12 protein-coding genes are annotated in these 12,318 nt (G+C 54.8%); 9 read left to right on the top strand and 3 right to left on the bottom strand.

Annotation, left to right across the window (positions count from 1 at the left end; genetic code table 11):
- Positions 1-67 precede the first annotated feature (67 nt).
- Genes nudF through parE form a run of 5 tightly spaced genes read left to right on the top strand, consistent with a single transcriptional unit; the run spans position 68 to position 4,472 of the window.
- Entirely contained in the window at positions 68-700 is a 633-nt protein-coding gene (gene nudF, locus APU02_RS18285) for an ADP-ribose diphosphatase (protein WP_042289285.1), read from the top strand.
- The gene (locus APU02_RS18280; protein ID WP_012907621.1) at positions 697-1,119 is read left to right on the top strand and encodes a DUF1249 family protein; all 423 of its coding nucleotides are present in this window, start codon (positions 697-699) and stop codon (positions 1,117-1,119) included. Before nudF ends, APU02_RS18280 begins: the two co-directional genes overlap by 4 nt.
- A gap of 24 nt (positions 1,120-1,143) precedes the next feature.
- On the top strand, positions 1,144-1,971 hold the full coding sequence (gene cpdA, locus APU02_RS18275) for a 3',5'-cyclic-AMP phosphodiesterase (RefSeq protein WP_042289280.1): 828 nt from the start codon (positions 1,144-1,146) through the stop codon (positions 1,969-1,971).
- Positions 1,971-2,552, top strand: a complete 582-nt coding sequence (gene yqiA / locus APU02_RS18270) for an esterase YqiA (RefSeq protein ID WP_042289277.1) — start codon at positions 1,971-1,973, stop codon at positions 2,550-2,552. Before cpdA ends, yqiA begins: the two co-directional genes overlap by 1 nt.
- Positions 2,553-2,579: 27 nt before the next feature.
- Positions 2,580-4,472, top strand: coding sequence for a DNA topoisomerase IV subunit B (parE, locus tag APU02_RS18265; RefSeq protein WP_060570846.1), 1,893 nt, complete (start codon positions 2,580-2,582; stop codon positions 4,470-4,472).
- 77 nt (positions 4,473-4,549) lie between these two features.
- Here parE and APU02_RS18260 read toward each other — a convergent pair whose 3' ends face one another.
- Complete coding sequence (locus tag APU02_RS18260) at positions 4,550-5,401, bottom strand: AraC family transcriptional regulator (RefSeq protein ID WP_060570845.1); 852 nt, start codon at positions 5,399-5,401, stop codon at positions 4,550-4,552.
- 164 nt (positions 5,402-5,565) lie between these two features.
- On the opposite strand from APU02_RS18260, the gene APU02_RS18255 reads away from it, so the two are divergent.
- The 4 genes from APU02_RS18255 to APU02_RS18240 all read left to right on the top strand — a co-directional run bounded on the left by APU02_RS18255 (position 5,566) and on the right by APU02_RS18240 (position 11,259).
- Positions 5,566-7,380, top strand: coding sequence for a DUF2264 domain-containing protein (locus APU02_RS18255; protein WP_060570844.1), 1,815 nt, complete (start codon positions 5,566-5,568; stop codon positions 7,378-7,380).
- 32 nt (positions 7,381-7,412) lie between these two features.
- Complete coding sequence (locus APU02_RS18250) at positions 7,413-8,681, top strand: oligosaccharide MFS transporter (RefSeq protein ID WP_060570843.1); 1,269 nt, start codon at positions 7,413-7,415, stop codon at positions 8,679-8,681.
- A 23-nt stretch (positions 8,682-8,704) separates the two neighbouring features.
- Positions 8,705-9,895 carry a glycoside hydrolase family 88 protein gene (locus APU02_RS18245; protein ID WP_060570842.1) on the top strand — a complete coding sequence of 397 codons (1,191 nt, stop codon included), beginning with the start codon at positions 8,705-8,707 and terminating at the stop codon, positions 9,893-9,895.
- Between the two features lie 179 nt (positions 9,896-10,074).
- The gene (locus APU02_RS18240) at positions 10,075-11,259 is read left to right on the top strand and encodes a PLP-dependent aminotransferase family protein (protein WP_060570841.1); all 1,185 of its coding nucleotides are present in this window, start codon (positions 10,075-10,077) and stop codon (positions 11,257-11,259) included.
- Positions 11,260-11,311: 52 nt separating this feature from the next.
- Here APU02_RS18240 and APU02_RS18235 read toward each other — a convergent pair whose 3' ends face one another.
- Together APU02_RS18235 and APU02_RS18230 are read right to left on the bottom strand one after the other, a co-directional pair.
- Positions 11,312-11,626, bottom strand: a complete 315-nt coding sequence (locus APU02_RS18235) for a putative quinol monooxygenase (protein ID WP_042289259.1) — start codon at positions 11,624-11,626, stop codon at positions 11,312-11,314.
- 30 nt (positions 11,627-11,656) lie between these two features.
- Positions 11,657-12,238 (bottom strand): NAD(P)H-dependent oxidoreductase, encoded by a 582-nt coding sequence (locus APU02_RS18230; RefSeq protein ID WP_060570840.1) that lies wholly within the window; start codon positions 12,236-12,238, stop codon positions 11,657-11,659.
- Positions 12,239-12,318: the final 80 nt, after the last annotated feature.

Genomic DNA, 12,318 nt, shown 5'->3' with positions numbered 1-12,318 from the left:
TCGCTAAAACAGCAGTCAAACGCCCTTGAAATTCACATTTAAATCACTATTGGTACAGGACGGCACAATGCGTAAATCAGGCAACTCGCCCGTAACTTTCACCAAAAACGATGTAGAAATTATTGCACGAGAAACGCTATATCGCGGTTTTTTTTCGATGGATCTTTACCGCTTCCGCCACCGCTTGTTCAACGGTGAAATGAGCCAGGAGGTGCGGCGCGAAATTTTTGAGCGCGGTCACGCCGCAGTCTTGCTACCCTTTGACCCTGAGCGGGACGAAGTGGTGCTTGTCGAGCAGGTCCGAATTGCGGCCTATGACACCAGCGACACGCCGTGGTTACTGGAACTGGTGGCCGGCATGATTGAAGACGGCGAAACCGTCGACGACGTCGCGCGCCGTGAGGCGATGGAAGAAGCCGGCATCGTGGTGAAACGGACGAAACCGGTGCTCAGTTATCTGGCAAGTCCGGGGGGCACCAGCGAGCGCTCGTCAATTATGGTGGGTGAAGTGGACGCCACGACCGCGAACGGGATTCACGGTCTGGCTGATGAAAACGAAGATATTCGGGTTCATGTGGTAAGCCGGGAGCAGGCTTATCAATGGGTTGAAGAGGGGAAAATTGATAACGCGGCTTCCGTCATTGCCCTGCAATGGTTGCAGTTGCACTATAAAGAGTTAATACACGAGTGGAAAAAATGAAGCGCTATACACCTGACTTTCCTGAAATGATGCGTCTGTGCGAAACCAATTTCTCACAGTTACGCCGCCTGCTGCCGCGCAATGACGCGCCTGGCGAAACAGTAAGCTATCAGGTGGGCAACGCACAATATCGGCTAACGGTTGTTGAATCGACCCGATACACTACGCTTGTTACGATCGAGCAGACGGCGCCGGCAATCACCTACTGGAGCCTGCCGTCGCTGACGGTCCGCCTCTATCATGACGCGATGGTGGCTGAAGTGTGTTCAAGTCAGCAGATCTTTCGCTTCAAAGCGCGGTATGATTATCCCAATAAAAAGTTGCACCAACGCGACGAAAAGCATCAAATTAATCAGTTTTTAGCCGACTGGCTGCGATACTGTTTAGCACATGGAGCGATGGCGATTCCGGTTTACTAGCGTCGTGAAACCTAAGGACACCATTTGGAAAGCCTGTTAAACCTTCCTCTGGCTGGTGAGGCCAGGGTCAGGATCTTACAAATTACCGATACTCACCTGTTTGCCGAAAAGCACGAAACGCTGTTAGGCGTGAACACCTGGGAAAGTTACCAGGCCGTGCTGAAAGCGATTCATGCCGAGGGGCAGGAATACGATCTGATCGTGGCGACAGGGGATTTAGCGCAGGATCAAAGCGCGGCGGCCTATCAGCATTTTGCTGAAGGCATAGCCAGCTTTCGCGCGCCTTGCGTCTGGTTGCCAGGCAACCATGACTTTCAGCCAGCCATGTACAGCGCGTTGCAGGAGGCGGGGATCTCGCCAGCCAAGCGCGTGATGATTGGCGAACACTGGCAGATCCTGCTGCTCGACAGCCAGGTGTTTGGCGTACCCCACGGCGAACTGAGCGAATTTCAACTGGAGTGGCTTGAGCAAAAGCTGGCGGAAGCGCCGGAACGTCATACGTTGCTGCTTCTGCACCATCATCCGCTGCCTGCGGGCTGCAGCTGGCTGGATCAGCACAGTCTGCGCAACGCCGCGGAGCTGGACAGCGTGCTGGTGAACTTCCCGCGCGTGAAATATCTGCTTTGCGGACACATTCATCAGGAGCTGGATCTCGACTGGAATGGCCGCCGCCTGCTGGCGACGCCATCAACCTGCGTCCAGTTCAAACCGCACTGCGCTAACTTTACCCTCGACACGATTGGTCCCGGCTGGCGTACGCTGGAGCTGTTTGCTGACGGTTCGCTACATACGGACGTCTGTCGTTTAGAGGGGACTGAGTTTCGCCCCGACACCGCGTCAGAAGGCTACTGATGTCTACGCTTCTTTATCTTCACGGCTTCAACAGTTCGCCTCGCTCGGCGAAAGCCTGTCTGCTCAAAGACTGGCTGTGCGCACAGCATCCTGACATTGAGATGATTGTGCCGCAACTGCCGCCATACCCGGCCGATGCCGCAGAAATGCTGGAGTCGATCGTGCTGGAGCACGGTGGGGAACCGCTGGGTGTCGTCGGGTCTTCTTTGGGCGGCTACTACGCGACCTGGCTGTCGCAATGCTTTATGCTGCCCGCTGTCGTGGTCAACCCGGCGGTGCGGCCTTTCGAACTGCTGACCGACTACCTCGGCCAGAACGAGAACCCCTACACGGGGCAGCAATATGTGCTAGAGTCTCGTCATATTTACGATCTTAAAGTCATGCAGATTGACCCGCTGGAAGCGCCAGACCTTATCTGGCTGCTGCAACAGACGGGGGATGAAGTGCTGGATTACCGCCAGGCAGTGGCGTACTACGCGTCCTGCCGCCAGACTGTAATCGAAGGTGGAAACCACGCATTCACGGGCTTCGAAGATTATTTCAACCAGATTGTCGATTTCCTTGGACTGCACAGTTGCTGACAATCATTTCGAACTGCTATTAAAACCATGACGCAAACTTATAACGCTGATGCCATTGAGGTACTCACTGGGCTTGAGCCGGTGCGCCGCCGCCCGGGGATGTACACTGATACCACCCGTCCCAACCATCTTGGGCAGGAAGTGATTGATAACAGTGTGGATGAAGCACTGGCAGGACACGCGAAACGCGTGGACGTCATTTTACATGCCGATCAATCGCTGGAAGTCATTGATGACGGGCGCGGCATGCCCGTCGACATTCATCCTGAGGAAGGCGTCCCGGCGGTTGAACTGATCCTTTGCCGACTGCATGCGGGCGGTAAGTTCTCCAACAAGAACTATCAGTTCTCCGGGGGGCTGCACGGAGTAGGGATCTCGGTGGTGAACGCCCTGTCGAAGCGCGTGGAAGTGAACGTGCGCCGCGATGGTCAGGTGTATAACATTGCGTTTGAAAACGGTGAGAAAGTGCAGGATTTGCAGGTTGTCGGGACGTGCGGTAAACGCAACACCGGCACCAGCGTTCACTTCTGGCCGGACGAAACCTTTTTTGATAGCCCACGTTTCTCCGTTTCGCGCTTAACGCATGTGCTGAAAGCGAAAGCGGTGTTGTGCCCCGGTGTGGAAATCACCTTTAAGGACGAGGTCAACAACAGCGAGCAACGGTGGTGCTATCAGGATGGTCTGAACGACTATCTCGGCGAGGCGGTTAACGGCTTGCCGACGCTACCGGAAAAACCGTTTATCGGTAATTTCGAAGGCGATACGGAAGCGGTCGACTGGGCGCTGCTCTGGCTACCGGAAGGCGGCGAACTGCTGACCGAAAGCTACGTCAACCTGATCCCGACCCTGCAGGGCGGGACGCACGTTAACGGTCTGCGTCAGGGGCTGCTCGACGCGATGCGCGAATTCTGCGAATACCGCAATATTCTGCCGCGCGGCGTGAAGCTGTCGGCAGAAGACATCTGGGATCGCTGCGCCTACGTGCTTTCCGTGAAGATGCAGGATCCGCAGTTTGCCGGTCAAACCAAAGAGCGCCTGTCGTCCCGTCAGTGCGCGGCGTTCGTTTCCGGCGTGGTGAAAGATGCGTTTACCCTGTGGCTGAACCAGAACGTCCAGGCCGCGGAACTGCTGGCGGAAATGGCGATCTCCAGCGCTCAGCGTCGTCTACGCGCGGCGAAAAAAGTGGTGCGTAAAAAGCTGACCAGCGGTCCGGCGCTGCCGGGGAAACTGGCGGACTGTACCGCTCAGGATCTGAATCGTACCGAGCTGTTCCTCGTCGAAGGGGACTCAGCGGGCGGTTCGGCCAAGCAGGCGCGCGATCGTGAATATCAGGCGATCATGCCGCTTAAAGGTAAGATCCTCAACACCTGGGAAGTCTCCTCGGATGAGGTGCTGGCCTCTCAGGAAGTCCACGACCTTTCGGTGGCGATCGGCATCGATCCGGACAGTGACGATCTTAGCCAGTTGCGCTACGGCAAGATCTGTATCCTTGCGGACGCCGACTCCGACGGCCTGCACATTGCCACGTTGCTCTGCGCGCTGTTTGTGAAGCACTTCCGGACGCTGGTGAAGCAGGGTCACGTCTACGTTGCGCTGCCGCCGTTATACCGTATCGATCTCGGCAAAGAGGTCTATTACGCCTTAACGGAAGAAGAAAAAGCGGGCGTGCTGGAACAGCTCAAGCGTAAGAAAGGCAAGCCAAACGTTCAGCGCTTTAAAGGTCTGGGTGAAATGAACCCGATGCAGTTGCGTGAGACAACGCTGGACCCGAACACCCGCCGTCTGGTGCAGCTCACCATCAGCGATGAAGATGACCAGCGTACCAACGCGGTGATGGATATGCTGCTGGCGAAGAAACGTTCTGAAGACCGACGCAACTGGTTGCAGGAAAAGGGCGATCTCGCGGATATTGAGGCATAGTTATCCGCTTTTTGCGCAAAGCCCGTTACGCCGCCGCCATCCGGTAAAGCTAAGAGTACCGGATGACGGCGGTAACATCAGATGGCGTGTTTTTTCCGGTACTGCAACGGCGTCTCGCCAATTCCCTTGCCAAACGCGCTGATGAAGTAGGTCACGTCCGAAAAGCCCACCTGTCGGGCGATATCGCGCACGCTGGCGTTGCTGTGTAGCAGCGCCTCGCACGCTTTTCGTAACCGTAATGTATTGAGATAGTCGAGAATGCTTTCGCCCGTCTCATAATGAAAGCGGCGCGAGACGTAGCTTTTCGATTTCCCCACCTCTGCCGCCAGCGCATCGAGCCGGAATTTGTGCCGGTAATTTTCATCAAGCCAAAACATCACCTGGCTGGCGATTCCGCTGTCTGTCGCTGTCAAATTGACGTTATCCTCGGGTAACAGGCTTAATAAACTGAGCAACAGGCAAGAGACCTGTTCCGTATTGAGCGGCTTGCGGGCGGCCATTTTTTCGTAGCGACTGAAAAGAAAATCGACGTGCGGATGAATATCCGCCGCGTCGGTCACCCAGGCTTCGCCGCCGCGCAGACTCAGGTTTTGCAGACGCTGATGGTTATGCGGAAAGTCGCGTAACGCCTTCAGCACCGCATGGTGATCGAGATGGATAATGGTGCGCCGGTAGCCATCCCGGGCCCGTTCATCGACCATAATTTTATGCAGCGTAAAGGGCGGGAAAAAGAACATCCTCCCTGGACGCATGGTGTATTGCTTGTGATCGACAATCACCACGCCAAATCCTTCCTCTACGTACAACACCTCAAGACACTGATGCCAGTGGTGATACCGCACTGTATTGGCAAACAGGCGACTGAACGAGGCAATGGCATCGTTCAGGGTGATCAACTCCAGGCGTTCTTCATTAAGCGGTGCGTTCATAGTGCAACAGATTTAAATTTTGATCGTCCTGGATTTGTTTATAAACCCTATTTTTAAATTTCCTCAATCACTGTTTTACTTCTGTGATAACGGTGTGACTGAGATAACATTTCCGCTTATCAGCGATTCACTATGATTTGTCCACTTAATCTGGAGGACAGGCTATGTGGACGGCTGGTGAAGAAACATCAAATCCTTTGTCATCACGCGAAGACGTAACGCGCGCCGTTAATGACATCTTACGTGCGCTGGACAAGCAGTTTCCGGCGGGGAAGGCGCAGTTTTCGCTGGGCAATACCTGCGCGCATTACAGCGTGGATATCGCCTGCATGGAAGGGCTTTCCCGCGCGCTGTGGGGGCTGTTTCCGTTGCTGGCGGGCGGCGCAGAAGTGCCGTTCGCAGAGAAGTATATTCAGGCGATTAAGCTGGGCACCGATCCGCATAGTCCTCAGTATTGGGGCGATACCGGCCCTTACGATCAGCGCCTGGTTGAGATGGCCGCTTACGGTTTGGGTCTTGCGCTATTGCAGACGCGGTTGACTGATGCGTTCAGCGTTGACGAACGGGAAAATCTTCATCGCTGGCTGAATCAAATCACTGACGCGCAAATGCCCGACAGTAACTGGAACTACTTTGCCATCATCGTGCAGCTCGGGTTCAAGCGCGCCGGTTTACCGTTCGATCAGGCTGCGATTGATCGCCGTTTTGCCATGATGGAAGCCTATTACCTCGGCGACGGCTGGTATTCCGACGGTCCCGGGCGGCCGAAAGATTATTACATCTCAATGGCCTTCCATTTTTACGGCCTGCTGTACGCCACCCTCAGTCCGGATGACGTTGAACGTGCCGCGACGCTGCGCGAACGGTCGCGGCTGTTTGCGCAGGATTTTATTTACATGTCAGCGGCGGACGGCGCGTCGGTGCCGTTCGGGCGCAGCCTGACCTACCGCTTTGCAATGGTGGCGTTCTGGAGCGCAGTGGCGTTTGCCGGGCTCGACGTGTTCTCTCCGGGTGTGGTGAAAGGGATCATTCTGCGCCATCTGCGCTGGTGGCAACAGCAGTCGATTTTCGATCGTGAGGGTATCCTGACGCTGGGTTTTGCCTACCCGAATCTGGTCATGTGCGAGGACTACAACTCGCCCGGTTCCCCTTACTGGGCGCTGAAGGTATTTTTAATCCTCGCCCTGCCGTCAACGCATCCTTTCTGGCAAGCGGAGGAACTGCCGCTTCCTGCGCTTAGCGAAACGCGGACCGTCCCGCACGCCGGGCAAATTTTGCAGCACAGCGAGCGTTCGCAACATGTCACCCTGTTGACCTCCGGCCAACTTGAGTTGAACAACTACGTCAACACCGAAGCCAAATACACCAAATTTGCTTACTCCAGCCGCTTTGGTTTCACCGTCGAACGCGGACGCTATGGCCTGAAACACGCGGCGTGCGACTCCATGCTGCTGCTGGCGGACGGCGACAACTATTATCGCGGTCGACGGGGTTGCGACGCGGTCAGCGTACGTGAAAACGTCATCCTTTCGCGCTGGTCGCCGTGGCATGACGTCATTATCGACACCTGGCTGGCGCCGTTTGGTGAATGGCATATTCGCCTGCACCGTATCCACAGCGCCCGTACCTTACAGACGGCAGAAGGCGGATTTGCGGTGATGAAAGCGGATCATCGGGTAAGCGAACGCGGCTGCGAAATCAACGCCAGCAACGGCAGCAGCGTGATTGTCGATCTGTCGCCAGCGATCCGTCGTCAACCGGACAGCGTCGTCACGCCGCCGAACAGCAGCATTATGTTCGCAGAGTGCGCGTCCATCCCCCTGCTGTTAACAACAATTACCCCGGGCGAAACCTGGCTGTGCTGCGCAGTGTCGGCTCAGCAGAAAAGCGATGCGGCTGTTCCGCAACTGGAAATAAACACAGACCAGGTCGTTATTCGCGAACCTGGAAGCTCACGTCAACTGTCGTTCATTTTATAAAAACTGGCGCCCAGTGCGTCGGCGAGGATGATATGAATAAACTCTCACTTAATAACAGAGTGGAATATTACAAAATTAGTAGCTTTATATTCCTCTACTTCTTTACCTGGTCAGCCAGTATTGGTCTTTTGGCTATTTGGTTAGGACAAAAAGCACAGCTCAGTGGAACGGTAATTGGCACCGTTTTTGCCGTGAATGGCATATTTTCAGTCATTCTTAAACCCATTTACGGCTATATTCTCGATAAGATCGGCATGAGCAAATATCTGCTCTATTTTGTGGTGATCATGTCTGCGTTAATGGCGCCGTTCTTTATTTACGTCTACCAGCCGCTGTTGATGTCCAATACGATGCTGGGGATTATTATCGGCGCAATCTACCTGAGCTTTGCCTGGTATGCTGGTGTGGCGGCCTGCGAATCCTATTCGGATCGCTACAGCCGTCTTAACGGAATGGAGTTCGGTCAGATCCGTATGTGGGGCTCCCTCGGCTGGGCTGTCGCGTCCTCGTTTTCCGGTCTGCTGTTTAACCTCTCGCCGGCTTATAACTTTATTCTTGGCAGCGTGGCGTCGGTGGTGATGCTGATCGTCCTGTTGAGCCTGAAGGTCAACGTCAACGCGGCTAACGCGGCGGACGTCCTGACGAAAGATAAGATCGTTCCGGCGGACGTTTACGCGCTGTTGCGTAACCGTAAATTCTGGGCTTTCTGCCTGTATGTCGCGGGCGTGGCGTGGATGATGTTTATCGCCGAACAGCAATTTTCACGCTATTTCGTCACCTTCTTCTCGGATGTTAATGAAGGAAATGCCGTGTTTGGCTATCTCGGCACCGTACAGTCGGGCATGGAATTTGTGATGTATATGGTCATTCCTCTGTTCGTGAATGCCATTGGCGCGAAACGCGGGTTATTGATTGTCGGGGTAGTGGTCGGGGCGCGACTGGTTATTTCCGGAATCTGCGATTCCCATCTGCTTATTTCCATTCTTAAGCCGCTGTACGGTCTGGAAATTTGTTTGCTGCTGGTATCGGTATTTAAATATATCGCGGAACATTTTGATAAACGCGTCAATGCGACCATGTATTTGTTGGGCTATCAGGCGATGCTGTACGTCGGCAACGTGGTCGTCTCCTCGCCCGCTGGATTAATGTATGACCGTATTGGTTTTGAGAAAACCTATATCATTATGGGCGTTATTGCTCTGACCTTTACGTTGATTTCCGCCTTTACCTTATCGGCATGTCAAAGTAAGCGCCGGAATACTGCCGCGCTGGATATCGCTGAAAATAACGCTTCAAGATAAATTACGTCAAAAGGAACCGAAAAATGTTAAATCATATCGTTGAGGAAACGTTGCGCGAATTTCCTGGCAGTCCGGTCAATATGGGGGCATTTCAGGATCAAATGAGCGGTGCGCGGCAGCATGTCCTTGAGCTGATTAGCCGTCATTTAACGGAATTCGGTGATAAATTCCCCGCCGAGACCTGCGTCAAAGGTTTTTACCCGTTAACAGACAACGTTGAGTGGACCACCAGTTTCTGGACCGGGCAACTCTGGCTGGCCTGGGAGATGAGCGGCGACGCGAAGTTCCGCGAGATGGCGGAAAAGCACGTGCGCTCATTCGGTTTGCGGATTGCCGGACGTCACGACACCAACACCCATGACCTCGGCTTTCTGTATACGTTGTCCTGCGTGGCGGCCTGGCGGCTGACGGGCAACCGCGACGCCCGCGGCTTTTCATTGATGGCGGCAGAGGCGCTCCTTGAGCGCTTCCACGAAAAGGCGCGGATCATCCAGGCATGGGGCGATCTTAACGATCCGGAGCAGGCCGGACGCATGATCATTGACTGCAACATGAATCTGCCGTTGCTCTACTGGGCGAGCGAGCAGACGGGCGACATGCGTTTTGCCGAGGCGGCAAAAGCGCACGTGGCGCAGGCGGCGAAATATCTGATTCGTGAAGATGCCTCGACGTTTCACACCTACTACATGGATGTCAAAACCGGCGCGCCGCGCTATGGCAACACACAGCAGGGCTACGCCGACGATTCATGCTGGTCGCGCGGGCAGGCGTGGGGCATTTACGGCTTCTTGTTGAGCTATATCTACACCGGCGATAAAGAGATGGTCTCGCTGTCGAAAAAGCTGGCGAACTATTTCCTCAACCGTCTGCCGGAAGATGCCGTCTGCCACTGGGATCTGGCGCTGGTGGGAACCGACGCGCTGCGCGACGCCTCGTCGGCGGCCATTGCGGTTTGCGGCCTGCTGGAGCTGATCAAGCATCTGCCAGTTACCGATCCGGATCGTGAACGCTATCAGCAGTGGGCGATGGGTATTATGTCCTCGCTGACGGCGCATTATGTGATGGCGAAGGACGAGAAGGGCAACGGCCTGCTGAAGCATTCGGTATATCATCTCTCCAGTCATAAGGGCGTCGATGAATGCGCGAGCTGGGGGGATTATTTCTATGTGGAAGCGCTGATGCGTTTCACCCAGTGCTGGAAGCTGTACTGGTAAGCCCTTTCCGCGTCAGGCAATCCCTGACGCGGAGAATATCTTATTGATCCAGACAGAGAGGTCTATTACGCTCAAACGAAGGCGAGAACGCGGGTGTGCAGGAACGTAATCTGGCGGGTATCGACAGGTGGATAGCTGATACCGGGGATGGACGCCGAACTACGTGATAAGGAAAAAGAATGAACAACACACATCTCGCCCGAAACGTCGACGCGTTAAAACCGTCGGCGATCCGCGAATTATTAAAACATAGCAAAATGCCCGGCGTCATTTCCCTCGGCGGCGGAATTCCCAGTCCTGAACTGTTCGACAAAACCGGTCTTGAACTCGCCACCCAAAAAATGATGGCGACGCAGTTTCTGGACGCGTTTCAGTACGGTCTGAGCGAGGGATATCCTCCGCTGCGTGAGGCCATCAGCCAGCTTTGCCTGGGGCGCGGGATTCATGCCGCGCCGGAGCGAATTCTGATCACCAACGGGTCTCAACAGTCGCTGGATATTCTGGTCAGAACGTTGATTAATCCGGGCGATAAAGTGGTGGTTGAGCGCCCGACCTACCTTGCCGCTCTACAGGTATTGCAGCTGTCGCAGGCGAATATCCTCTCTGTCGGTACAGACAAAGACGGCATGATTGTTGATGAGCTGGAGCAGTTGTTGCAGCGCCATACCATCAAAGCCCTGTATGTCGTTCCTACCTTTGGCAATCCGGGCGGAGTGGTGCTGAGCGATGACCGTCGCCAGAAGCTGGTGCAACTGGCGAAACAGCACAACTTTGTGATTATCGAAGACGATCCTTACGGTGAAATCAACTTTACCGGCCAGTCCTGCACAACCCTCTTCCAGCATGCGGCGCAAGCCGGTTGCCCGGAGCAGGTCATTTATACGTCGACCTTCTCCAAAATTCTGGCGCCGGGGCTGCGCGTGGGCTGGGTGGTGTTGCCGGAATGGATGGGGCAGAAGGCGACTATCGTGAAGCAGGCGACCGATCTGCATACCAGCGCGCACTCACAGGCGTTGGCGGCCAGCTATCTGTCGCTGGGACGCTTAGCAGAGCAGATTACGGTGATCCGTCAGGCTTATCGTGAGAAGTGCTATTTCCTCGCCGATATGATGCGCAGTGAACTGGGCGAGCATATTACTTTCCATATGCCGCAGGGGGGGATGTTCCTGTGGGGGACCTTCCGTTACGACGTCGACACCACGGCCTGGCTTTCCCGTACGCTGGAGGAAAAGGTCGTGTATGTTCCGGGGGAGTTTTTCTATAGCGATAACCCGGACAAGCGCACGCTGCGACTCTCTTTTGCCACGCCAACGAAGAATGAACTGGAAGAAGCGGTGCGCAGACTGAAAAGGGCGCTGCCGTAAAAAAATCGCCGGGTCGCGATGGTGTGTCGACCCGGCGTGACGCAGGAGACGCTTAAATGCCGGATTCGAGAATACGGATATTCATCTCCAGCACGTCGCCTTTTACCGCTTCGCTATAGGCTTTCATATGCGGGGTTTGCAGGTGCGCTTCAAGATGCGCGATGCTTTCCCACTGCTCAATCATCACGATTGAGTCAGGCGCAGTGGTCTGAAAACTCACGCCCGCGGCGTGATCCACCATCGGCGCATAGCCGTGGCAGCCTTCTTCCTTCAGGACGGTAGGAACGATTTTCGCAAACTGATCCAGTACTGCCTGGCGGTGATGTTGACCCGGACGGGTGCGAATTTCAGCAATAACTGTAAGCATGGTTAACTCCTTCTAATTCCAGACGACTAGTTAACCAAAAATTGCGTTCAGATGCTCGCGATATTCTGCAATGTGACGCGGAACATCCGGCATTTTAATGACGTCATTAGCGATATAGGTCGGCAGCGGCGTCATGCCCAGGAACTGATTCGCTTTGTGGAACGGCAGATACACGCCGTCAACGCCCACGCCGTGGAAGAACTGATCTTTCTCGGTAAAGGCTTCCATCGGGGCGTTCCAGGTCAGAGAGAGCATGTATTTGGTGCCCTGAATCAGACCGCCGGAACCGTATTTCTTCGATGCGTCGGAGCGGGTACGGCCATCGCTGGCGTACAGCGTACCGTGGCCTTCGGTGAACACATCATCGATATATTTTTTTACCGTCCACGGCGCGCCCATCCACCAGCCCGGCATCTGCCAGATCACCACGTCAGCCCAGACGAAGTTCTGCACTTCTTCTTTTACATCGTACTCGCCGTCAGCTCGAACGATGCGAACCTCATGCCCGAGGTCGCGCAGCGTGCCGTCCGCGACTTCGGTCAGGGTGTCGTTAAGTTGACCATTAGAGTGGGCGAATTTTTTCGCGCCGTTGACGATCAGAATGTTGCTCATTTTTTACCCTCTGGAAAATGCGTTTGAGGGCCATTTTACGCCGCAAAACGGCGCGGTGAAATGAGCAAAATGTGCAAAGT

The sequence above is a fragment of the Citrobacter sp. 50677481 genome (assembly GCF_001463265.1).
In the GTDB taxonomy this organism is placed as follows: Bacteria; Pseudomonadota; Gammaproteobacteria; order Enterobacterales; family Enterobacteriaceae; genus Citrobacter_A; species Citrobacter_A sedlakii.
Note: the sequence above shows the minus strand (reverse complement) of the source record. Positions and strands in the feature narration are given on the sequence as shown.

Coding starts and splice junctions, on each gene's coding strand:
- nudF (WP_042289285.1), top strand. CDS start 68: ATGCGTAAATCAGGCAACTCGCCCGTAACTTTCACCAAAAACGATGTA.
- APU02_RS18280 (WP_012907621.1), top strand. CDS start 697: ATGAAGCGCTATACACCTGACTTTCCTGAAATGATGCGTCTGTGCGAA.
- yqiA (WP_042289277.1), top strand. CDS start 1,971: ATGTCTACGCTTCTTTATCTTCACGGCTTCAACAGTTCGCCTCGCTCG.
- parE (WP_060570846.1), top strand. CDS start 2,580: ATGACGCAAACTTATAACGCTGATGCCATTGAGGTACTCACTGGGCTT.
- APU02_RS18260 (WP_060570845.1), bottom strand. CDS start 5,401: ATGAACGCACCGCTTAATGAAGAACGCCTGGAGTTGATCACCCTGAAC.
- APU02_RS18255 (WP_060570844.1), top strand. CDS start 5,566: ATGTGGACGGCTGGTGAAGAAACATCAAATCCTTTGTCATCACGCGAA.
- APU02_RS18250 (WP_060570843.1), top strand. CDS start 7,413: ATGAATAAACTCTCACTTAATAACAGAGTGGAATATTACAAAATTAGT.
- APU02_RS18245 (WP_060570842.1), top strand. CDS start 8,705: ATGTTAAATCATATCGTTGAGGAAACGTTGCGCGAATTTCCTGGCAGT.
- APU02_RS18240 (WP_060570841.1), top strand. CDS start 10,075: ATGAACAACACACATCTCGCCCGAAACGTCGACGCGTTAAAACCGTCG.
- APU02_RS18235 (WP_042289259.1), bottom strand. CDS start 11,626: ATGCTTACAGTTATTGCTGAAATTCGCACCCGTCCGGGTCAACATCAC.
- APU02_RS18230 (WP_060570840.1), bottom strand. CDS start 12,238: ATGAGCAACATTCTGATCGTCAACGGCGCGAAAAAATTCGCCCACTCT.